The organism is Nostoc sp., from assembly GCF_036917935.1.
Classification (GTDB): Bacteria; Cyanobacteriota; Cyanobacteriia; order Cyanobacteriales; family Nostocaceae; genus Nostoc.
This window is the reverse complement of the sequence record NZ_JBALEL010000014.1, coordinates 92,034-113,997: the sequence shown is the minus strand read 5'-3', so window position 1 is coordinate 113,997 and position 21,964 is coordinate 92,034. Positions and strand designations below refer to the sequence as shown.

General features: G+C 42.3%; 18 protein-coding genes. 7 read left to right on the top strand and 11 right to left on the bottom strand.

The features are described from left to right. The first annotated feature begins 3 nt into the window (after nucleotides 1-3). On the top strand, nucleotides 4-528 hold the full coding sequence (locus tag V7K62_RS06625) for a hypothetical protein (protein ID WP_334862890.1): 525 nt from the start codon (nucleotides 4-6) through the stop codon (nucleotides 526-528). A 54-nt stretch (nucleotides 529-582) separates the two neighbouring features. Here V7K62_RS06625 and V7K62_RS06620 read toward each other — a convergent pair whose 3' ends face one another. Further along, nucleotides 583-1,950, bottom strand: a complete 1,368-nt coding sequence (locus tag V7K62_RS06620; RefSeq protein WP_442937230.1) for an ATP-binding protein — start codon at nucleotides 1,948-1,950, stop codon at nucleotides 583-585. 429 nt (nucleotides 1,951-2,379) lie between these two features. On the opposite strand from V7K62_RS06620, the gene mutS reads away from it, so the two are divergent. Next, nucleotides 2,380-4,998, top strand: coding sequence for a DNA mismatch repair protein MutS (gene mutS, locus V7K62_RS06615; protein ID WP_334862886.1), 2,619 nt, complete (start codon nucleotides 2,380-2,382; stop codon nucleotides 4,996-4,998). A gap of 72 nt (nucleotides 4,999-5,070) precedes the next feature. Here the strand turns inward: mutS and V7K62_RS06610 are convergent, their stop codons facing one another. Both V7K62_RS06610 and V7K62_RS06605 read right to left on the bottom strand, forming a co-directional pair. Continuing rightward, nucleotides 5,071-5,640 (bottom strand): peptidylprolyl isomerase, encoded by a 570-nt coding sequence (locus V7K62_RS06610; RefSeq protein WP_334862884.1) that lies wholly within the window; start codon nucleotides 5,638-5,640, stop codon nucleotides 5,071-5,073. A 120-nt stretch (nucleotides 5,641-5,760) separates the two neighbouring features. Further along, the gene (locus V7K62_RS06605; protein ID WP_334862882.1) at nucleotides 5,761-7,743 is read right to left on the bottom strand and encodes a primary-amine oxidase; all 1,983 of its coding nucleotides are present in this window, start codon (nucleotides 7,741-7,743) and stop codon (nucleotides 5,761-5,763) included. Nucleotides 7,744-7,949: 206 nt separating this feature from the next. Between V7K62_RS06605 and V7K62_RS06600 the strand changes: the two genes are divergently transcribed. Next, a complete protein-coding gene (locus tag V7K62_RS06600; protein WP_334862880.1) occupies nucleotides 7,950-8,471 on the top strand; it encodes a TM2 domain-containing protein in 522 nt (173 codons plus the stop codon). A 168-nt stretch (nucleotides 8,472-8,639) separates the two neighbouring features. On the opposite strand, the gene V7K62_RS06595 is transcribed toward V7K62_RS06600, so the two are convergent. From V7K62_RS06595 to V7K62_RS06565, 7 genes are all read right to left on the bottom strand, one after another. Beyond that, nucleotides 8,640-9,164 carry a tetratricopeptide repeat protein gene (locus V7K62_RS06595; RefSeq protein ID WP_334862879.1) on the bottom strand — a complete coding sequence of 175 codons (525 nt, stop codon included), beginning with the start codon at nucleotides 9,162-9,164 and terminating at the stop codon, nucleotides 8,640-8,642. An 88-nt stretch (nucleotides 9,165-9,252) separates the two neighbouring features. Continuing rightward, the gene (locus V7K62_RS06590; protein ID WP_334862876.1) at nucleotides 9,253-10,068 is read right to left on the bottom strand and encodes a transporter substrate-binding domain-containing protein; all 816 of its coding nucleotides are present in this window, start codon (nucleotides 10,066-10,068) and stop codon (nucleotides 9,253-9,255) included. A gap of 12 nt (nucleotides 10,069-10,080) precedes the next feature. Continuing rightward, a complete protein-coding gene (gene rplT / locus V7K62_RS06585; RefSeq protein ID WP_104908268.1) occupies nucleotides 10,081-10,437 on the bottom strand; it encodes a 50S ribosomal protein L20 in 357 nt (118 codons plus the stop codon). Between the two features lie 19 nt (nucleotides 10,438-10,456). Continuing rightward, nucleotides 10,457-10,654, bottom strand: a complete 198-nt coding sequence (rpmI, locus tag V7K62_RS06580; protein WP_334862873.1) for a 50S ribosomal protein L35 — start codon at nucleotides 10,652-10,654, stop codon at nucleotides 10,457-10,459. A gap of 332 nt (nucleotides 10,655-10,986) precedes the next feature. Then, nucleotides 10,987-11,700, bottom strand: coding sequence for a hypothetical protein (locus V7K62_RS06575; protein ID WP_334862871.1), 714 nt, complete (start codon nucleotides 11,698-11,700; stop codon nucleotides 10,987-10,989). A 225-nt stretch (nucleotides 11,701-11,925) separates the two neighbouring features. Then, nucleotides 11,926-14,331 carry an ATP-dependent helicase gene (locus V7K62_RS06570; protein ID WP_334862869.1) on the bottom strand — a complete coding sequence of 802 codons (2,406 nt, stop codon included), beginning with the start codon at nucleotides 14,329-14,331 and terminating at the stop codon, nucleotides 11,926-11,928. A 421-nt stretch (nucleotides 14,332-14,752) separates the two neighbouring features. Further along, nucleotides 14,753-15,841 carry a RuBisCO accumulation factor 1 gene (locus tag V7K62_RS06565; protein WP_334862867.1) on the bottom strand — a complete coding sequence of 363 codons (1,089 nt, stop codon included), beginning with the start codon at nucleotides 15,839-15,841 and terminating at the stop codon, nucleotides 14,753-14,755. Between the two features lie 294 nt (nucleotides 15,842-16,135). On the opposite strand from V7K62_RS06565, the gene V7K62_RS06560 reads away from it, so the two are divergent. From V7K62_RS06560 to V7K62_RS06550, 3 genes are all read left to right on the top strand, one after another. Continuing rightward, a complete protein-coding gene (locus V7K62_RS06560) occupies nucleotides 16,136-17,092 on the top strand; it encodes a response regulator (protein WP_334862865.1) in 957 nt (318 codons plus the stop codon). Between the two features lie 62 nt (nucleotides 17,093-17,154). Then, nucleotides 17,155-17,889 carry a bifunctional demethylmenaquinone methyltransferase/2-methoxy-6-polyprenyl-1,4-benzoquinol methylase UbiE gene (gene ubiE, locus V7K62_RS06555; RefSeq protein ID WP_334862863.1) on the top strand — a complete coding sequence of 245 codons (735 nt, stop codon included), beginning with the start codon at nucleotides 17,155-17,157 and terminating at the stop codon, nucleotides 17,887-17,889. A 177-nt stretch (nucleotides 17,890-18,066) separates the two neighbouring features. Next, nucleotides 18,067-19,302, top strand: coding sequence for a DUF445 domain-containing protein (locus tag V7K62_RS06550; RefSeq protein ID WP_334862861.1), 1,236 nt, complete (start codon nucleotides 18,067-18,069; stop codon nucleotides 19,300-19,302). A 74-nt stretch (nucleotides 19,303-19,376) separates the two neighbouring features. Here the strand turns inward: V7K62_RS06550 and V7K62_RS06545 are convergent, their stop codons facing one another. After that, nucleotides 19,377-19,952 carry a Uma2 family endonuclease gene (locus V7K62_RS06545; RefSeq protein ID WP_334862859.1) on the bottom strand — a complete coding sequence of 192 codons (576 nt, stop codon included), beginning with the start codon at nucleotides 19,950-19,952 and terminating at the stop codon, nucleotides 19,377-19,379. A 421-nt stretch (nucleotides 19,953-20,373) separates the two neighbouring features. On the opposite strand from V7K62_RS06545, the gene V7K62_RS06540 reads away from it, so the two are divergent. Then, nucleotides 20,374-21,945: a hypothetical protein gene (locus V7K62_RS06540; RefSeq protein WP_334862857.1), complete on the top strand. Its 1,572-nt coding sequence runs from the start codon at nucleotides 20,374-20,376 to the stop codon at nucleotides 21,943-21,945. The last annotated feature ends 19 nt before the right edge of the window (nucleotides 21,946-21,964 follow it).

Genomic DNA, 21,964 nt, shown 5'->3' with positions numbered 1-21,964 from the left:
AATATGAGAAAGGTGCTACTTATCGATACATCGCTTTTATGCGTTTGGTTACAAGTTCCAGGTAGAGAAACTGCTGGTAATAATGAATGGGATTTTGAGCGTGTAAATCAAAAAATCCAGGTAGAAATCGCCAAATCAACAACACTGGTACTTCCTTTAGCTGCTGTTATAGAAACAGGTAATCACATTGCACAGGCTAAAACAGCAAATTCAGAAAGTAAACGTATAGCAGCTCAAAAATTTGCCGAAATTATGACTTATGCAGCTGATGAAACTACACCTTGGGCTAAGTTCCGTGAGCAAATTGTTCTTTGGGAAGAGGAAGAATTGAAAAACTTAGCCGCTAAATTCCCCAATCAAGCTGTAGAAAAAACTTCTATGGGTGATGCCAGTATTGTCATCTTAGGTTGGCACTATCACCAAAAGGGTTTCCATGTAGAATTTTTGACTGATGATGACAAGCTAAAATCTCAAGAACCACCTCCGCCACTTCCACCCACGCGTCGTAGTAGTCGAACAAAAGGGTAAAATATCCTTGAGAGATTACTATTTACCCAAAATAGAGATTTTCTCACTAACTTTTCAGGAATTAAGTTCGATAGGAATTGTAATAATAAACTCGGTTCCTTCTTTTACAGTAGATATACATTGCAGTTGACCACAATGTTTTTCTACAACAATTTGATAGCTGATAGATAGCCCTAACCCAGTGCCTTTACCGACGGGTTTAGTGGTGAAGAATGGGTCAAATAATCGCTTTTGTATATCCTTGGGAATTCCACTACCATTATCAGCAATGCGAATAACTACTTGCCGATTATCTATGACTTCAGTACGAATACGAATTAAGGGTGATTTTAGAGTTGAAGAAGCTGATTCAAAACTCTCAAAGATAGCATCAATCGCATTTGATAGAATATTCATAAATACTTGATTTATTAACCCGGCATAGCATTCTACTAAAGGGAGATTTCCATATTCTTTATCAATAGTAATTATCTGACCTGTTTCTTGATTTATGAGACGGCTTTGTAATATTATTAGAGTACTATCAATCCCTTCATGAATATCAACTATCTTTTGATCAGATTCATCCAGGCGAGAGAAGTTGCGTAATGAAAGAACTATCTCTTGGATACGTTCAGTACCAAACTTCATAGAATCAAGAAGCTTGAGGAAATCAGCAGTTAAAAATTCTAGTTCCATTTCTGCGATCGCAGTTTTAATTTTTGCCACTGGTCTAGGATAATGGTGTTGGTATAGGCTAATTAATTTCAGTAAATCTTGAGTGTATTTGAGCGCATAAACAAGGTTGCCAGCAATAAAGCTAACAGGGTTATTGATTTCGTGGGCAATACCAGCAACCAGTTGTCCTAAAGCCGCCATTTTTTCATTCTGAATTAATCTAGCATAGTTATTCTTCAGGGTACGAAAACCTACTTTAGCGATTCGAGATTGTTCTTCTACTTGCTCTAGTTGAGCTAATGTTAAAATATGAATTTGGGAGTAGGCTAAAAGTAACTGATGGAAATCGAGTAGCTTATAGCTGCCTAACTGAGTTTCTATTAAAATCGGCTCATATACAAATTGAGGTACTCGCTGCAAGGCTACCTGAGTTGCTTCTACAATGAGCATCTCTTCAGAAATTACACACACCTCTGGTTGAAGAAACTTAATCAGATTTATCGCAGGTCGTTTAGAAAATAGTGGGAAACTATAGGGACGGCTCATGTGCTCAAAAAATCTTTGTCGAGAAATCATCCCCAGATATTCATGATTTTTTACTAGGATAATTCCTGGTAGTAAAGGTTCTTGTTTAAAGAGTGTATTCAAATCATTTGCTGGACTATCTGCCTCGACGTAAACAGACCAAAGTGGTAATTCTTGCAAACTAGACTCTAATCGCAAGTTCAGATTATTAGCATTTGTCATGCTATGTATAGCCAACATCCTTTCAATCCTTAACCTTGAAGTAACGTTTCTGGTAACACCCCAAACAAGCATTGCGATAATTGCAAAGTTAATCAAACTTATATTTCCCTGATTACTGCTTCAAATCACGGTTATGCTGCAAAACTGCTGATGTTAGCCCATCCGATTCTTTTTTATACTGGACAATTGATACCAACTAGGAATTATCCAAAAATCGCCAAAAAGCTGAATTTCTCAATTCGTAGAGTTATCCAGAACTCTTGTAGAGACGTACCACTGTTAAGTCTCTATTTTTCGGAGATGCCTAAATAACACAGCAGCGTTGTTCAGATAAAGGTAAAATATCCTTGAGCGTAGGCGTAGCCCAGAGCAGGCATCGCCATTCATCTCTGACATCAAGCTATCATCAGATATTGTGGAATTTCCGTGCGTAACTCAATAGCATCTATGACCGCTTCTCACTCTGAAACTCCATCTACCAAACCCGACGCGAGTACTTTTATTTCCGACCATCGACAGGTAGACCGCAGCAAGCTAAGTCAAATGTACCTGCACTATGTTGAGACGAAGGATAAATATCCTCACGCGGTATTACTGTATCGGGTAGGAGATTTCTTTGAATGCTATTTCCAAGATGCTGTAAAACTAGCGCAAGAATTGGAATTAGTTCTTACTAGTAAGCAAGCTGGAGAACAGGGACGAGTGGCGATGTCTGGTGTTCCGCATCACGCTTGGGAACGCTACGCGACGATGCTGGTAGAAAAAGGCTATGCAGTGGTAATTTGCGACCAAGTGGAAGATGCTTCTGAAGCGGCTGGGAGATTGGTGCGGCGGGAAGTAACGCGCATCCTCACCCCTGGCACCTTGTTGGAAGAGGGAATGCTCAAATCTAGTCGCAATAATTATTTAGCAGCAGTGGTAATTGCCGCAAATCATTGGGGTTTAGCTTATGCAGACATCTCTACGGGGGAATTCCTTACCACTCAGGGTAGTGATTTAGAACATTTGACACAAGAATTAATGCGCTTGCAACCATCAGAGGTGTTAGTTCCGACAAATGCGCCCGATTTAGGTAGTTTGCTGCGTCCGGGAGAAACTTCGCCACATCTGCCGGAGTGTTTGCCACCATCATTTTGTTATAGTTTGCGATCGCAAGTACCTTTTTCTCAAGGTGAAGCTAGACCTAGATTATTGCAGAAATTTAAGGTGCGATCGCTCGAAGGACTCGGTTGCGATCATCTTCCCCTCGCCGTTCGCGCAGCCGGTGGTCTTCTGGAATACCTGGAGGATACTCAAAAAGAAAACCCAGTCACTCTTCAAAGACTCCGCAGCTACACTGTCACCGACTACCTAATTGTTGACAATCAAACCCGCCGTAACCTGGAAATTACTCAAACCGTTAGGGATGGAACTTTTCACGGTTCCCTACTCTGGGCGTTAGATAAAACTAGTACAGCGATGGGTGGGCGGGCTTTACGGCGGTGGTTATTGCAACCGCTACTCGATATTAAAGGCATTCGGGCGCGGCAAGACACCATCCAAGAATTGATGGAAAATACGCCCCTGCGTCAAGATTTGCGGCAGTTGTTACGCCAAATTTACGATTTGGAACGACTCACAGGAAGGGCGGGTTCTGGTACAGCTAATGCTAGAGATTTAGTAGCTTTGGCAGATTCCCTCTCACGCTTACCGGAATTATCCAACTTAGTAGCCGAGACGCGTTCTCCATTCCTCAAAGCTTTGCAGAAAGTCCCAAGTGTGTTGGAAGAATTGGCACAAAAGTTACATGCACATCTTTTAGAGTCACCACCGATCCAAATCAAGGAAGGCGGATTGATTCGCCCTAGCGTCAATTCCCTGTTGGATGAGAGAAAGGCGACTGTAGAAGCAGACCAGCAATGGATTGCCAACTTGGAAGTTGATGAAAGAGCCAAGACAGGAATTTCGACATTGAAGGTAGGATTTAACAAAACCTTTGGTTATTATATCAGTATTTCCCGCACCAAAGCTGACCAAGTACCCGCTAATTATATCCGCAAGCAAACCCTGACGAATGAGGAACGTTACATCACCCCAGATTTAAAGGAACGAGAAGCCCGGATTTTGACGGCGCGAGATGATTTAAATCAGTTGGAATATGAGATTTTTACGGTGTTGCGGGAAGAGGTAGCACAAGAGGCGGAGGTAATTCGCAATCTGTCTCGGGCAGTGGCGGCGGCGGATGTGTTGTGTGGTTTGGCTGAGTTGGCGGTGCATCAAGGTTACTGTCGTCCCGAAATGTTGCCTGGAAGGGAGATCAACATTGTTGATGGGCGTCATCCGGTGGTGGAACAGTCTTTACCTGCGGGGTTCTTTGTGCCGAATTCGACGCAATTGGGAAGAGAGGAAACGAACCGCAGAGGCGCAGAGGACACAGAGGAAAAGGAGAAGAGTTTCCCCTCTCCTGCTCCTGACTTAATTATTCTGACTGGGCCAAACGCCAGCGGCAAAAGTTGTTATTTACGTCAGGTGGGATTGATTCAGTTAATGGCACAAATTGGTAGTTTTGTACCAGCGAGATTTGCCAGATTGGGAATATGCGATCGCATTTTTACCCGTGTCGGTGCAGTAGATGATTTAGCAACTGGTCAATCTACCTTCATGGTGGAAATGAATGAAACCGCCAATATTCTCAACCATGCTACATCTAGGTCGCTGGTATTATTAGATGAAATTGGCCGCGGGACAGCAACATTTGATGGTCTTTCCATCGCCTGGGCTGTGGCGGAATATATAGCAGCAGATATTCGGTCACGCACAATTTTTGCCACCCATTACCATGAATTGAATGAACTGGCTAGCATTATACCGAATGTGGCTAACTATCAGGTGACGGTGAAAGAATTACCCGACCAAATTATCTTTTTGCACCAAGTCCAACCAGGAGGTGCTGATAAGTCTTATGGAATTGAAGCGGGAAGATTGGCGGGCTTACCAGCCGTAGTTATTCAACGCGCAAAACAAGTGATGGGGCAAATTGAAAAACACAGTAAGATTGCAATGGGGCTGCAAAATCTCGATGGTTAAGCAAGTTCGTAGTAAGGACTTTAGTCCTTATTTTCTAAGCACTAAAGTCCTTACTACAAACCGAGGTGTTAATTACTGCCGAAAAATTTCTACTTTTTGTAACACCACTTCTTGATTTGGACGATCTCTAGTCGTAGGCACATTAGCAATCTTGTTGACTATATCTAGACCTTGGACAACTTCACCAAAAACACTGTGTTTGTTGTTAAGGTGAGGCGTTGGGCCTTCTGTAATAAACCATTGCGAACCATTAGTACCGCGTCCGGCATTAGCCATCGACAGGATACCCGCACCAGTGTGTTTCAATTCAGGATGAAACTCATCCTCAAATTGATATCCCGGGCCACCAGTACCCCATCGGTTGGCTGTATCTAGATAACGACTCAGAGGATCGCCACACTGAATCATAAAATGAGGGATGACCCGGTGAAAGCGAACTCCATCGTAAGCTGGAGTTCCCTTACCAGATTGACCAGTTTTAGGGTCTTTCCAGTCGATTGTTCCAGTTGCTAGTCCGACAAAATTTTTGACGGTGTTAGGAGTTCGCTCTTCCTCCAAACGAACTACAATTTCACCCAAGGAAGTAATTAAACGAGCGTGCAGCTTGCCATTACCGGGAATATTAATTTCTGGAAAGTTCATTAGATATCCTACTTTTAACAAGTGCCAGTATTTGACCTATTTAAGTCTATCAGCATTCAAGTTACCGCCTTTAGACATGACAAAAAACCTGAAGGAAAGAAACTTGAGCCAACAAATATTTTACTCAGGCACATTTATCGCTGGATTCCGGCTAAAGAATCCTCTAGGGACTAGCTTAAAGCCAACTCGGTGAACAGGCATCACAGGCCAATCTTCCGATCGCGGAATATGAGTTACGCCCATTGTGTACCACAACACGATATCTTCACCCAGCAAGGACTCATTGTCTGAGATATATTTTGGTAAACCCTGTCCCGGTTGAGTTTGGTTGGGATAATCTCCTCCAGCATAAAGTTCAGTCGGTTTATATTTTGTTACCCAGACGTGATGAGTCGCAAATTCTGCCCGTTTACGGATTTTTGAGCCTTCCACAGGGAAAAATATGGAGTTTCCTCCAGGCATCAGCATATATCCAGGTGCAGCACCCAGAGTGTTCTTTTTGTCTGCGCTAACAATCATCCATTCCCGACTGCTTTTCAGATCCAAATCGCGCACAGCAGCCGTTTCTTTGGCTAGTGGGGTTTCTGAAAGTGCGATCGCATTTCCTAAAGAATTTTTCTCATCCATTGGCAAAGCTTTCACATTCATTTCCATCACAGAATTAGCTTCACCGTCTACATCGAAATCTAGGCGATAGTTGAAAAAATGCTGGTGATTTACTCCGAAGATATTCTTCGCAATTAACCGACCATAAGAATCATCATCAGATTGCTTTTGGGCAGCCGTTCCCTGCGCCAATACGATACCCGTTAATTCATTTTGGACTTCCAAAGTCCCATCCTGGTGAAAGATCCAATTGATGCTGTAATCATAGTTATCAACGGCCACCGTCATCGTCATTACTAATTCTCGACTGCGACGGGCATCATTACGCCGAGTATTATACTCATAGTGTTTCCAGAGCATTCCGTTATCGCGCTCGTAGATACCGATAACCCCTGGTATTTGATAAGGTTCTCCCTGCTCATTAGCAAATACAGCATTTAGCAACAAGCCATTTTCAGGAATTTCCTTACCTAATTCCATCGTATTTGCTAGTAAACCTAAGTTGTATTCTCCAACATCAAAGGCATTTCTGAACGACCAAGTAGGCTCAGGATCGCCATAAGGTACTACCATTTCTGAGAGGCTAGCGCGGTATAAAACTGGTCGGATATTTTCCCCGTCCTTATGCGTCACTTGGTAGAGCATTAATCCATTACGAGGATGCATTAAATAGCGAAACTTCCAACCTTGCCAGCTAATTTCATTGTCTTTGATCTCAAAACTTGTACCATTAGGTTGGAGAATCTTCAATGCTTTCAGTGGTGAAAGTAATTTGCCCAATGAATTTACATCGTAGTTCCAATTTTCTTTAGAGAAAGGTACGTTTCCTCTATCAACAAAATTGGCGATTTTACCCGTGTTCAAATTGACTGTTGCTAAGACTCCTTCAATCGGACTACCGTAATAGTTCCAGCCTTTGCCTTTGTAGTAAAATAATGCCCGACAAAGACGATTACCTGTTGCTTCTTCCTGTTTACTCAGGATTCCTGGCGCCCACCAACTGATTTTGACTTGATCGAAATCGTTAATTCCCCGCTTTTGCATCGCTTTTTGCCATCGAGGATCGGCTTTGACCACCTGAGTTGCTAGTTCATATTCGGAATTGACGATCGCAGGTTGAACAGACGGTATTTCTTTCCAAGAACTTAAGGTTTTGCTTGTCAGGTTAACAATTCCCTCATAGGTTTTGTTTAGCGATCGCTCAGAGATTACCAAAAAAGCTTTTCGCCCAAAGGCTTTACCGGGCGTAAAATTCAGAACTTCTTCTTTATCTGGTTCTTGTAAAGCAATAAGTGGAAAAGCTGCCATTTCGCTCAAAGTTTTTTCTCTTTTGATGACTGAAACAGCTGTGCTAATTTCTGACTCGGTTAGCGAAGTGAGAGGATGAGAAATCGAAGGCTGTTGAGCCGTCAATGTTTCCATTAATCCGAGTGAGATAGAAATGACGCAAACGATAGCAATAGATAGCCACAAAAAACGCTTTAGCCGCTTAATCATCTTTTACATTTTTACAAAAGACTTATAGTTACCTATTTCTAAGCAATAGCTCAGAAACCGATAGATTAAGAAACTAACGCCAAATTAATTTGCTAACAGTGTCCCTAATTATAAAACCCATCAGTGTAATCAATTGTTAGCTTTAGATTCAAACATGGGAATACTGTATAAAGGTATGTATTAATGGGAAATTGGAGTACAGTGTCATGCAGCAAGCAAATTCAGGTGTCGCATACATTCTTTGGTGTTTGTGCTTCTTTGGTATCTGTGGTGGGCAAAGATTATACACCGGACAGATTGGCATTGGTTTGATATATTTCTTCACAATTGGTTTTTTGGGGATTGGTCAACTAATCGATTTGGCTCTCATTCCTAATATGGTTGACAAGCGAAATCTTTATCTGCGTGGGTTACATAGTAATGGAACCCCCAGTGTCAATCAATCAATTACGTTGAACATTGGTGATATTCCCCAACTTCAACAGTTACAAGCGATACAGTTACAAGCGATACAGCCACAAACTTTATCTACAGGTAGTTCAATGCAAAAGCTGCTCAAGGCTGCAAAGGAACATAATGGGCAACTTTCCCTCGCTCAAGCGGCTATGTATACTGAGCTAGAATCAGAGCATCTTAAAGAGTTGCTTCAAGAGGCAACGAAGATAGGGTACGCTGAGATCAACAATGATCCAAATACTGGAGCTATTCGTTATCACTTTGATTTGTAAGGTTTAGGAGTAAATATTCATATACTGTCATATTATTGGCGATCGCTTATAGCGGTTATCGGCCTTTGTGAGGTAGATCATAGTCCTCGCTTGCGGGCAGGGGACTATGATCTAGCTAATATGATACAGTCATTGTCAGCATAATTCTCTATTATGATCCCTCAGCAATTAAGCCGAAACCAAACGGCGTAAAGATTCAGCACGACGTTTAGCAATAGGGTTATTTGGAGCTAATTTGAGTGCTTCTTCGTAAGTTTGTAACGCCTGAGTAGTTAATTTTTTCTTCTCGTAGGCGTGAGCGAGATTATTTAATCCTGTAACGTAGTCTGGTTTAGATTTGAGAGCTTCTTTGTACTGACGAATTGCTAAGTCATATTGCTCTTGGGTAAAATAAACATAGCCCAGCCCGTTGTAAATGGGGGCGATATTTTCTTCTTCGTCTTCTTGGGCAGCTTTGAGAGCTTTTTGAAATAGCGCGATCGCTTGAGAGTACATTTTTTTTTCTGAATAAATACTGCCTAACTCATAATATTCTTGAGTCGTACCCTTTTCTTTCTCTAACTTCTTTCGCAATCTTCCAAAAGAGCCTTCAACCTTGCGAGTTTTGAAAATCTGGCGAAACACACTCACGGCTGCAATTGTGAGTATAACCACCAAAATTGAGAGATAAACAACGGCTAGACTGTTATCCATTGCTGCAAATACAAATATTATAAAGTTGTTTCTCTAATCTATTTATTGTCAGTTGTCATTTGTTATTCACTAATGACCAATGACCAATTTACGGTAAACCCCAATATTGAGAGCGTTGCTGGAGCCAACCTTCTTCTAAATAACGAGCGATCGCTTGATTCACATTTCGTCTAAACTCATCGTACTGCAATCCCTTGGGCATTACTACAGACAAGGGTTCAGTTGATAACTTCGTTGGCAGTAGCCGATATTGAGGATATTGTTGTACCCAACCGCTTAGAACACTAGCATCTGCGGCAAAGGCTGCGGCGGCATTATTTTCTATTCCCTCTCGCGCTTCTTTATAGGAATCCACTCCTACTAACTCGGCACTTGGCACATAGTACCGCACTTGAGCAATGGTGCTGGAGTTGTTAAGTACGGCAATTTTTTGTTTTGCCAAATCACTCAACTTTTGCACAGAAGTATCTTTTGTCACTAATACAGTGCCATCCAAATAGTAGGGAACACTGAAACTAACTATGCGGGCGCGTGACTCGGTTGCTGTGACTCTAGCGATCGCAAAATCAACTTTCTTGTCTAAGACTACAGACAGGCGATCGCGATTTGCTACAGGTTGAAATTTTACAGCTTCGGCTTTACCAACCAAGTCAACTGCCAAACGCTTGGCCAAGTCAATTTCTAAGCCTTGCAAATTCCCGTTGTCATCTTTAAATCCCAAAGGACGCAAGTTATCTTTCACGGCAACATTTAAATAGCCCCGCTGCTGAATTTCTGGCATTTCGGCAGCAGATGCAGTTAATTCTGTCCCCACTAGAGAAAAGCAAAAAATCCAAAAGATAGTGGCGGATAATACCAGATGTAACCGAGTAATTACTTGCCATCTGTTACATCTGTTATACATCCCTTACCACCTTTATCCTTTAGCTTGAATTGCCAATTCAGCAACTTTGCCGAAACTAGCTGGATCGAGGACTGCCAATTGCGCCAACATTTTGCGATTTAGTTGGATATCAGCTTTTTTCAAGTTACCGATCAACTGGCTGTAACTCAAGCCATGTTGCCTGGAAGCAGCGTTAATGCGGGCGATCCAGAGGCGACGAAAATCGCGCTTTTTCTTTTTGCGATCGCGGTAGGCACTCCGTAGTGCCTTCATCACTTGTTGGTTGGCAGTTCTAAACAGAGTTGAATGGGAACCGCGAAAACCTTTAGCTAGTTTGAGAATTTTATTGCGGCGCTTCCGAGCGACATTACCGCGTTTTACCCGAGTCATAACTTATTTCCTAAAATACTTACAAATATGGGAGCATCAAGCGCACGTTAAGTTCATCGCGTTCGTGTACAAGGGTACTCTTACGCATACCACGCTTTTTGTCAGAAGATTTGTGTTCTAAAAGGTGGCTTTTGAACGCTTTCCGACGGACGATTTTACCGCTACCGGTGGCACGGAATCGTTTTGCCGCAGCTTTACGAGTCTTTAGTTTAGGCATGGTTTAGCTTTGATTCGACACGATCCATTATTATATACTATTAAAATTGCTATAACTGCAATTAAATAAAGGATTTAGCCAACCGCGATCGCTCCGAAACTCTAAAACGCGATTTGGCGGCAAGTTTTCGGAGCGATCGCGAAGCTTATACTAATGGTAAAAATGACTATATCCGTGCTGTGATGGTCAAAGCACGGTGTGAGGATATGGGAAAAAGCCAAAGCCATTAGACTTCTTGCAAAAGTCCCTAACACCCCTCCCGAAGAGCGGGGAGGGGTTGGGGGAGGGGTTTTTATTTTAGATTTATGCAAGAGGTCTATTATTTAACTTTTTTAAGTGGCGTTGACTTTGGGATCTAAAATTATTTGCGAATCGGATTTATTCATATGGTAAGTCCAAGATTGCTCTTGAACCTTGACAATCACTTCCCAACCTTCCACGGGGTCGTACTGCTGGGTGCAGACTTCGCCAAAGTTGAATTGGCAGGGATTTGCAAAGGTTTTTGATGTAGCTTGAGTAATTTTTAAATCAGCAATGTCCACCCCAGAACGGCTTGAGGCATCGTTCAAAATTGCATCTGCGATCGCCTTCGGCAATGTTTGTAAAGTACTCACTTTGGGATCTAACAGGATTTGCTTTCCAGATTTATCTACATGGTAAGTCCACGAATCTTGGCGGACTCTGACAACTACTTCCCAGCCTTCAATGGGGTTGTATTCCTTAGTACAAACTTCTCCAAAATTGAACTCACAGGGATTACCAAAGGTTTTCGATGTGACTTGGGTAATCTCTAATTCCCGTTTACGTAGGTCGGAATGCTTGGAGGCATCTCGTAAAATTTTATTAGCGATCGCTTTCGGCAACTCGTTTGTTTGCAATTGGGATAATTGAGTGCCGTTTGGGTAAGGAATAGCCCCAGCAGCATTGTTTTCAATGAGTCCGAATTCACAGGATAGCAAGCTTGTCAACACCAGCGTCAAAAAAACTCCTCTGGGTGACTGGAAGGTGCTTTTAATTACGGCAGAGGCTTGGATGATTGATTTCATATATATTGATTGTTAAAAATTGAACGGATAATATTGCAATCATAATTTGTTTGAGGTTGCACTCTCAATTCAGTTTTTTTATAAAGAGTGGGGAAGTAGTAGTGCTGAGTGTGAGTAGGGAATCTCACTTCTTTACTCAGAACGGGCTAAACCCTAGCTATCCGCTAACGGAACTGTTTTGCCCAATGCCCAATGCCCAATGCCCAATGCCCAATGTCCCATCCCTTATACTTGTTTAGTCATTGCCGCTAAATTCACCACACATTCAGGGAATTGGCGTTTTAATGCTGGAAAAACCGGACAAGGCGCTTGTTCTTGTAAATTGTCCGGTTTACTCCAAGTAAAGGGGGCTTTCTGTGCCGCAGACATCCACAACAGCAGCTTTGCTCGTGTCATGGCAACATAGAGTAAACGATACTCTTCAGATGTTTTCAAATTTTTTGCTCCCTCCCATGCCTGATTAACATCCGGTATGATAGATTCTTCGTGGAGAGTAGCGCGAATTTGGGCGCGGGCTACTTCTGGTAAGGTAAAATCGCCTAAAAATTGGCTTTGGGGAGGAACCCAAAATCTTCCAGGAATCAAGTTTTCTTGGAGAAAGGGAAGAAAAACATAGTCCCAATCTAGCCCTTTAGCTTTGTGCATCGTAATAATCGTCAGTTGACCGCGACGAGTGTAACGTTCTTCCGAATCCTCGGTTTCCACTGGTTCAAACCGTTCGGAACTGACGATTTCACTTAAAGCTGACAGCATTCCCCCCATCGAACTGTTGCCAGCTATCTGCTGGTTTACCCGTTCTGCAAGTTTATCAGCAGTTGCCAATTCTGCCTGATCGTAATTTAAGGTCAAGGCGAGAAAGGAAATTAGCTGGTAGAGGGGTAGTTCCAAACGAGCGCGAAGTAAACTGCGACACAAGCGGGCAGCTTTTTGGACTGTTTCTGGCTGGGATGCTGCTAGGGGGCCAGGATATAAAAACTCTTCTGGCAGACTAGCAAGGGCATTGAGGTCTTGGGTAGGAATTAATTGGCGTTGTACTAATGCTTCTAAGGCGGCTTTGAGGTAATCGGGGGAGTGGGGGCGATCGCAAAATTGCAATAATGCCAAAATTTCTTGGGGGACATGGGAACGACGATCGCGTTCTCCCACATCGTAAAGTATAATTTTACGCTCTTTGCACATAAGTGTAAGAGCCTCTGCTAACCATCTTCCTTGACGGTTTTCTCGGACTAAAATCGCGGCACTATTTTGTGTTGGGTCTTCGCCAAATAACTCAATCACCCTTTGAGATAATAATTCAACGGTGTGATGAATGTCACGCGGTGTATAAAGTTCTAATCCTCGTCCTACGGGTGCGGGGTTAGCGTTAGTTTGGGGATCACCAGCTTCCACAGGGCGAATTGTCTGCAAGCGAAATGGTACTTTTCGGTTGTCAGGAGTCTGTTGTTTGTTGTTGGTTGTTGCTAACCACTGACTATTGATCCATTTGAGGGCAAAGTTAGCAGCTTCGATGATAATTCTAGTACTGCGACCAGCTTGATCCATCGTTGCCAATCGTTTGATGCGATCGCACTCTTCGCAAAATTGCCGAAAATAAATCGGATCAGCTGGGGTAAATGTGGAGTTAATCGCCTGGTTAGGATCGCCAACTCGTACCAAGTTGAGTGAAGAGTTAGGAGTTAGGAGTGAGGAATTATCGCCCTTCTCTGCATCACGTGCCAAAATTTCCAACAGCTGCGTCTGTAGGGGGCTAGAATCTTGGGCTTCATCTTCAAAGACGGCGAATACTTGATTTTGTTCAATGCGACGGGCACTGTCATTTTCTAAAACGCGCAGTGCGGCTAAAATCATATCGTCGTAGTCGATGAAGTCACGCGATCGCATTAAGTTTTGATATTGCTCATACAATCCCGCTGCTATGCTCAAAATTGCATATTCGTCTGTGGTTTGTTTACTCCACTCCCGCAACAATTCTGGCGATATCCCAGAACTTTTTGCTTCATGAATTACCGTATTAGCCAATTCTGGCAATACTTCTGTTCGCAGCACCGATTGACGACGCAACCTTTCTGTCTCTTCTCCGTCAAATTGATGACCTTCCAATAACCGCAAATATCGCTCTGGATGATTTGCAATCCATTGTTCTACAGCAGTTCTGATCAAGCGGTGACTTTGAGTTGGTGTAATTAATATGACATTTTCTAACTGCAAACCCGACAAATCAGAATGGCGGTTGGCAATGTTCAACGCTAAACCATGTAAGGTATAGACAAAAAAGCCCGTTTGAGGTAAAGATAATTTCTTTAAGTCTTTGCGAATCTTCGCTTTAATATTGGCAGCAGCAGAGCGAGTGAAAGTAACGACTACCAAGTGACGACGGGAGAATGAACGCTCATATTGATGTGCGATCGCGATCGCCGCCGCCGCCGCCATACCAGTAGATTTGCCCGCACCAGGGACGGCAGAAATAGCTAGGGGACCAGATTGCCAATCAGCCATTTGCTGTTGTCCAGGGCGTAGACTGTTGCGGATTGTTAGAATCTTCTCCCGCAAAGAAAGAATAGGCGATCGCTCAGACAATTCTGAGTCGAGTAATTCTTGAATAACAGGAGCAGTAAATTTAGAGTCTGACATATCAAATTTTATATTTTGAACGAATTGCACTCCCTACCTTCAACGTACCCGTAACTTTTTTCTTGACCTGCCAGCTATCCCAGAACGAGAAGCCTAGATCACATTGTGGAATGATAAATTAAAAACGGCGATGGGCTTCTCTGAGCAGGGAGTGAGTCAAATGGTTGCATTAACTGAAGGCTTTTCTTTTGCCTACCTCAAAGAACTATTTCTCTGATCAATGATAATGATTCGTTGGATGGGAGACATGGAAACTGGCGCACTAGAGAAAATCATGATTTCTCAAGTTGCAGCGAGAGCAAATGAGCAGCACAATTGTTAGCGGCAAGGATTTAGAAAAGTAAAATTAAATGTCTCGTAAAGAACTGGATTCTGAATTCTGAATTATTCTTCAATCCAAAATCCAAAATCCAAAGTTTAATTATTCATCAATCTGCCAGGAATCCTTAGTTAATTCTTCATCCAAAATTTTCTTGGGACGAACAATGATGATAATTTGTCCTAGGAGAGGAATTTCTGGCTCAGTTTCAAACCATTGAAACTCTAATTCACCACCATTTTCAACGACAAAATAGCTGGAGACATCCCATTCTCGTTTGGCCCGATCTATCACAACTACAACGGGCCCTATTTGGCTTTGGGTTTGGATGGGGAAGCGATCGCTATTCGCTAAAATCACTACTGGATCTTCTGCCGCCAACAGCACTTGCCAACCTGGTAACGGCACCCAAGCTTGCTCTCCAGAAAACTTCACCAGGCGAAATGGTTCAATTTCTGTCAATATCGGCACAGCTTGCAAGTCTTGCCGTGACAATGGCAACTCGCCGACAACGGGCAAAATACGGGGTAATTGTTCTTCAAATTCCAGGCGATAAAAGGGTAAAATTGGCGCTGGACGCTGGGGAACGGTAGTAAAATCAGTTAGTAGCTGTTCGATTTGTTTCCTAGCTGCTGGCGTGTGAGCAAAACGCAAACCCTTGGCTATGAGGCGCGATCGCTGTTGTAAATCTGTATTTTGGCGTGCCAGTTTCCAAACTTGGTGAGCAACAGCATCTCCAGGATGGGCAGAAAACCCTTCCGGTAAAGTGCGGTAATAGGAGAACTCTTTAATGGCTTTTGCTACTTCCTTCACTTCATCAGCGTCGATTTTGTGTAAGAAGATCAGTTCGGCGGCGGCGGCGCGTTCTTCTTGAGTAAGTAAACGCAGTTCGTATAAAACATCGCTGCCACGGATGGCATAGTGCGATCGCGTTGCTGACGATACTCCAGAGTTTTCCAAAGAATTGTAAACTTGAGAACCAACAACCACCTGATTTTGTTGAATTGGCTCAAATCCAGTCGCCTCAAAAATTTCTTGGGGATTGTAACCGGCTTTTAGCAACGAGGCGATCGCTGTTCCCCATTCCACCCAGTTGCCTTGTTTTTGCCTCAGCCTTCGCAGTAACTCTTGTACTACATCATTGGTAGCATTGTCTTCGGGATTCTGAGCGTTGGGTGGTAGATCAGTCATAATCGGAGTGCGAGCTTCAACTTGAGAGGTTAATTAACACCTCATGAGCAAGTCTTATTCTAATCTATGAACTACCCAGACCTACGCTTTGAGTTCATCTGTGGAAACTTATAAGAGAAGGCAGTTCTTGCTGTAGGAAAGAATAACGCGGCAAACTTTCTCTGTAGCCCTCACTCTTAGCGTTCTCAAATATGCAAAATAACTCCGTATAAACCCTTGGCGAGTTTCGGCTATTCTCAACTAAACTTGGTATGGAATATAACAAGAGAGTGAATATTTAAAGGAAATATCATTATGGATAATCCCAGTGTCGAAATTGATAAAATCCAATATCAAGTAATGACTCTCGAACGACCAAAAAAGCTGAAAATCCTGGTAGTTGATGATGAGCCAGATAATCTCGATCTGCTTTATCGCACCTTTCGACGCGACTTTAATGTTCTGAAAGCTGATAGTGGGGTGAACGCCCTACAAGTTTTGGCCGCAGAAGGAGAGGTAGCGGTGATTATCTCCGATCAACGGATGCCAGAAATGAAAGGAACTGAGTTTCTCAGCAAGACTGTACCTCAGTTTCCCGATACGGTAAGAATAATTCTCACCGGATTTACTGATATTGAAGACTTGGTAGAGGCGATTAATGCTGGGCAAGTCTATAAATATATCACCAAGCCTTGGGACCCAGGGGAACTAAAGGCAGTGGTGCAAAGAGCAGCAGAAACCTACGACTTGCTGAAGCAACGGACAGAAGAATTACGCCGCGCTCATGCTCAAATGGCGCTGCTGAGTGTTTTGGTACAGGTAACTCAAGCAGCTTCTAGCTTAGAAGAAACTCTCGCTCCCATTGCTAGGGCTGTAAGTGAGACTTTTGGGGCAGAAGGCTGTATTTTACAACTTACAGATGGAAATAATCTGGTTGCGACTCAAGGAACTTACAGTGATACAGGTATAATAGAAAATTGGCTATCTCAAGATCCACTAACAAAGGAAGCGATCGCCACTGGGCAAATGCAAGTTTCCTTAAATGTACTTAAAGACACTAAACTACTTGATGCTATTCACTACCAAAATACGGGTGTGCAAGCACATTTAGTGATCCCAATTAGCTACCGTAATGAACTTTTGGGCGTATTGTCCCTACAGTGGAAACAACCCTGCACTTTGCGAGAAGATGAATTAATGCTAATTAATTTATCAGCACAACTGGTAGCGATCGCTCTGACTAGTAGTCGCTTCCATAAAACCATTGTGTAGTTGTCATTTGTCATTTGTCAAAAACCAATGCCCCATGCCCAATGCCCCATGCCCAATGCCCAATGAATAACGAAATTCAGTCCATTTTTAACCGTATTGCTCCAGTTTATGACCAATTGAACGATTGGTTGAGTCTGGGACAGCATCGAATCTGGAAGGAAATGGCAGTAAAATGGAGTGCAGCTAAACCAGGAGATACTGCATTAGATTTGTGTTGCGGTAGTGGTGATTTAGCCTTACGTTTGGCACGGCGCGTGGGAGCAACAGGTAAGGTGTACGGAGTGGATTTTTCCCCAAACCTGCTAGAAACTGCTTCATTACGCTCACAAAGGCAATACCCCCAACCTGCGTTGGCTTCTCTGCGAGACGCTCCGCGAATGCCCGCCGTAAGCATCGCCTGGGTAGAAGCCGACGTGCTAAATTTACCCTTTGACGATAACCAATTTGATGCCGCAACAATGGGCTATGGTTTAAGAAATGTCAAAGATATTCCCCGCAGTCTCCAAGAGTTATACCGTGTTTTGAAACCGGGAGCTAAAGCGGCAATCTTAGACTTTCATCGACCGAGTAATCTTCAGCTACGTATCTTTCAGCAGTGGTATCTGGACGGTTTGGTAGTGCCAGTTGCCAATTATTTAGGCTTAAAAGAAGAATATGCTTACATCAGTACCAGCTTAGATCGCTTTCCCATCGGCAAGGAGCAAATAGAGTTAGCTCATCAAGTTGGTTTTGCTGTTGCCACACACTACCCCATTGTGAACGGTATGATGGGAGTGCTGGTAGTCAGCAAATTTTAGCTTTTAGATTTGCAATTTTGGATTGGGGGCTGCGAAATAGGTAATGGTAATGGATAATCCTTAGTGGTTAGTGGAAAAGCAACTAACAATTAATAACCGCCAAATACCAATTACCAATACTCAATCCCTAATTTATAATCTAGAATCCAAAATCCAAAATCCAAAATCCAAAATCCTGTGGACTGGTCTCATCTTTGGCTTTATGTGTCTCCCCCGGTACTGGGTGGAATTATTGGCTATTTCACAAATGATATAGCGATAAAAATGTTGTTCCGTCCTTACCGAGCAATTTATATTGCTGGACGAAGAGTACCCTTCACCCCTGGATTGATTCCCCGCAACCAGGAACGTCTGGCTAAGAACATTTCCAATACAATTATGGGGTCACTGCTGACGCCAGAAGAATTACAAAATCTGGCACGGCGTTTGTTGCAAACAGAACGCGTGCAAGCAGCAATTCTCTGGTTGTTGCGACTAGTAATTGAACAAATCAAAACAGATCAAAACCAGAAAAGTGCCAAAATTGTAGCGGGGATTTTGCGGGATTTAATAGGGGAATCCTTGCCACGGTTACTCAAGGTTTTAGCGCGACGTGAAGATTTTTTGGAAGCGCAGATAAATCAAATTTTTGACCAGATATTGCTAGAATTTCAACTGAGTGAAGAACAAGCTACGCGGCTTGCTGATTGGTTGTTGCAAGTAGTTTTACCGCCTGATCTGCTGCGTCAAACGATAGTTGATTTTTTGACCGATCGCACGATTCAAATTATCGATGAAGGCTTCCGCGAAAAAACCAGTGGGACTTATTGGGTAGTAGCAAATTTGTTCGGCTTACGTAATACTCTTACACGGCTACGGACTTTTTGTTTGGATGAAAAAGAGGCTGCTAATAGTCGCTTGCAGGAATTGACTCAAGATTTGCAAATCCGCGATCGCATTCGGAAATTACTGCAAAATTTATCATTACAAAACTTGCCAATGGGTACGGTGCGCCAACTCCGAAAGACCACCCGCGAAAGTGTCCGTCATTATCTGCAAAACAGTGGTAGCGATTTTTTACAAGGATTAACTGATTCTGTCGATTGGGAAAATATTGCTGGAGTGCTACTTAATCGTCTTAGTACTTCACCAGTTGTCAGTACTTCTTTAGAAGTGATGAGTCAAGAGTTGGCTTTAATTTTAGATAAGTACTTGGAAAAAGATTTAGAAGTAATTGTGGCGCAAGCTATTCCGATTTTGTCGATAGATGAAGTGATAGTTGACCGAGTGAAATCAACTTCACCTGCTGATTTAGAAGATGCAATTGAGGGAATTGTCAAAAATGAATTGCAGGCGATTGTGACTTTAGGTGGTGTTTTAGGTTTTGTTATAGGGTTATTGCAGACTGTATTTTTAATATTAAGTCAATATTAATTTTTTGTTTTCGCCTGTAAACTTTTATCAAATTATAGTTGTAAGTTGCTTAGATTCTGAAATTAAGCGATCGCTTAACTCAAAATCTGTGCTAAATCTAGCACAAACCCAGGCAATACATCCTCACCGAATAAGCTAGTAGGCGATTGCAAAACCTCTACTTCCTGTCCTGGGCGGTAAATTTCCACCTGTTGGTTCTGGGGGTTAATCAGCCAGCCTAAACGCACACCGTTATCGATATACTCCTGCATTTTTTGCTGCACAGTCTTTAAGCTATCTGAAGCAGAGCGCAATTCTACCGCAAAATCGGGAGCGAGTGGTAGGAATTTTGCAGGGTCTGGATTCAGGGCTTCTAATCGCTCCCGGCTCACCCAGGATGCATCAGGAGAGCGATTTGCACCATTGGGGAGCTTGAAACCCGTTGAGGAGTCAAAAGCCAAACCTGTGCCATCAGCATCAGCCCAAAACTCTAACCGGGCTGTTAGTTTTGAATTCCGATTTCCGCTTTCCCATCCAGTTGGTGGCATGATAATTAATTCTCCCTCTGCCGTGCGCTCAAGTCTCAAATCTCGATTATTTTGACACAGTTGGAAGAACTGCTCATCTGTTAGTTCAATGGTGGGGCTAAGGTTCAGAATCAGGGCAGTCATAGTTGCCTCTCAATCTTGCTAACTGTAGCGTAGCACTGGGCTGACCCATTAGTTAACAATCTAAATAATTCCCATGCTTAGTAGAGAGCTATTTTTAAGTTATGTAAAAATTTGTTTCACTGTTATCTGTCTGAGAACAGCAGATGAGAGGTGATGTTTTTTCTCTCAGCTTATACTAGTAGAAAAATGTATTTAATGACACTCTATTATTGTTCTATTCACTTGGAGAATTAAGTCTAAGTTTCAGAACCTGCCCTCGCCCAAAAGTAAAACAGAGACAGCATTATAGCTCTTGTTCAATGCTTATGGCATCATTTTGCTATGCTATTACTCTTTTAGTATTAAATTTTACATATAGTTTAGAATTCTCTTATTTCAAGGCTTATATTGTAAATCTGACTAATATTAGAGAGTATATTAAATGAAAGAAAGACAAAAAATTACTAGGTTTAACGGAATATCAAAGTGGTTATCTAACTCAGTTAGTGAATCTGAAGATAAGCGGTACACACATCGTCTGCTTAGAGAAGATAAAAGCCAACGAGATATCATTCTCAATGAATTAATATTAATCGTTCAAAAAGCCCATGAAGATGCTCGATATCGTCTTCGTAAATTAGCAGGAAATTCTCTCACTCCATTTGGGGATTTTTCAGACAACGATCCAAGCGATGGCTATCCTGAGCGTCTTAATATTATATCCCGTCAGGGTTATTTTGGAGAGATATTTTCAGGCATCATTGCTGAAAATTTTGCTCCTTTTGGGCAGAATGATTGGGAAGTTCCTGCTTTTCTTTTTCGATTTCATCTAGTTGAGTTTCAGCATTTAGAATTTCTAAATCAAACAGAAGAGATTGCAAAAAAGCGACCTGGACGTACAGGTGATGATTGTATTGCTTTTCTACGTAACAGCGAAGGAGTAATTATTGCTTCTCTAGTTTGTGAAGCTAAATGCACAACTAATCATTACACAGAAATGATAGCTGAAGCACATAAAAAGGCAAGTGAATCACATATAAAACCTGTTGATACCCCACAAATAATTGATATTTTGCAGGATTACGATGATCCTTTTTCATCTGAATGGGTTAACTCTCTAAGAGTTTTGTGGCTAGGATCAGTTGATAAAAATTATGAACGCTGTGATTTAATAAGTTATATTTGTGGTAAACATCCTGTCATAAATCCAACGTGGATATCTCCCGATAAACCACACGAACAATATACAGCAGGAAGAAGACTTGAAGCAGTTGAAATTCATCTTCATGAAGTTGAAAATCTTGTTATAACTGTCTATAGTCAGCCAGCAAATGCAACACCTTCAGTACATATTTCTACCCAGACAGTTCAACAACTAGATGATTCAGAGGTTGCAAAAGCAAACTCTGATGTCATAGTAGAGGGGGAAGTTCTGCAAAATGAGATGACTCAACCAAGTAACGAAGTCATTGCTTTAGCGACAGAACTACAAAATAGTCTGGCAGGTAGCAGACTAACACCAGCAATTGCAAAACTTTATAGCCAACATACCAGACTTCGCGCTGGAGGAAAGGGATTAGCTGGGTGGCGAGAAGATGAAGCAGGTGAACGATTAAATGATGCTATGCGCCTTATTGAGGCTGCATTTATCCAGCGAGAAGCTGGAGATACTAACTGGCTTAATGGAATGCTACGGGCTGGTGAGTTATTTGAATGGCTATCTCATCCCCAACTAAACCCGGATATTTTACCAATTCGTTTACTTGCAGCAGCTGTGTATGAACTTGCTGGTTATCCTGCTAGGGCTGCGGGTTTACTCAATGAAGATATAAGTGAGGGAGTAGAGTCAGAAATTCTACGTTCTTTGCTAAAAGCTGATTTTCCCAGTTTATTGCAACGGTTGACAGAATATTGGGCAACAGCAACATCATCAAATTTCCAAAGTGAAACAAGTCTTCTTTGGGATAATACTGATACAGATGCTGACAGATTTAACAAGTTGATTGTTAAATAAACTGCTAGTTCTTTAGGAA

Excerpts from the sequence above, each read along its gene's own strand:
- V7K62_RS06610 (WP_334862884.1), bottom strand. The coding sequence starts at position 5,640 with ATGAACTTTCCAGAAATTAATATTCCCGGTAATGGCAAGCTGCACGCT.
- V7K62_RS06605 (WP_334862882.1), bottom strand. The coding sequence starts at position 7,743 with ATGATTAAGCGGCTAAAGCGTTTTTTGTGGCTATCTATTGCTATCGTT.
- V7K62_RS06565 (WP_334862867.1), bottom strand. The coding sequence starts at position 15,841 with ATGACTGATCTACCACCCAACGCTCAGAATCCCGAAGACAATGCTACC.
- V7K62_RS06575 (WP_334862871.1), bottom strand. The coding sequence starts at position 11,700 with ATGAAATCAATCATCCAAGCCTCTGCCGTAATTAAAAGCACCTTCCAG.
- mutS (WP_334862886.1), top strand. The coding sequence starts at position 2,380 with ATGACCGCTTCTCACTCTGAAACTCCATCTACCAAACCCGACGCGAGT.
- V7K62_RS06595 (WP_334862879.1), bottom strand. The coding sequence starts at position 9,164 with ATGGATAACAGTCTAGCCGTTGTTTATCTCTCAATTTTGGTGGTTATA.
- V7K62_RS06570 (WP_334862869.1), bottom strand. The coding sequence starts at position 14,331 with ATGTCAGACTCTAAATTTACTGCTCCTGTTATTCAAGAATTACTCGAC.
- V7K62_RS06620 (WP_442937230.1), bottom strand. The coding sequence starts at position 1,950 with ATGTTGGCTATACATAGCATGACAAATGCTAATAATCTGAACTTGCGA.
- ubiE (WP_334862863.1), top strand. The coding sequence starts at position 17,155 with ATGAATAACGAAATTCAGTCCATTTTTAACCGTATTGCTCCAGTTTAT.
- rpmI (WP_334862873.1), bottom strand. The coding sequence starts at position 10,654 with ATGCCTAAACTAAAGACTCGTAAAGCTGCGGCAAAACGATTCCGTGCC.
- V7K62_RS06540 (WP_334862857.1), top strand. The coding sequence starts at position 20,374 with ATGAAAGAAAGACAAAAAATTACTAGGTTTAACGGAATATCAAAGTGG.
- rplT (WP_104908268.1), bottom strand. The coding sequence starts at position 10,437 with ATGACTCGGGTAAAACGCGGTAATGTCGCTCGGAAGCGCCGCAATAAA.
- V7K62_RS06545 (WP_334862859.1), bottom strand. The coding sequence starts at position 19,952 with ATGACTGCCCTGATTCTGAACCTTAGCCCCACCATTGAACTAACAGAT.
- V7K62_RS06590 (WP_334862876.1), bottom strand. The coding sequence starts at position 10,068 with ATGTATAACAGATGTAACAGATGGCAAGTAATTACTCGGTTACATCTG.
- V7K62_RS06560 (WP_334862865.1), top strand. The coding sequence starts at position 16,136 with ATGGATAATCCCAGTGTCGAAATTGATAAAATCCAATATCAAGTAATG.
- V7K62_RS06600 (WP_334862880.1), top strand. The coding sequence starts at position 7,950 with ATGCAGCAAGCAAATTCAGGTGTCGCATACATTCTTTGGTGTTTGTGC.
- V7K62_RS06625 (WP_334862890.1), top strand. The coding sequence starts at position 4 with ATGAGAAAGGTGCTACTTATCGATACATCGCTTTTATGCGTTTGGTTA.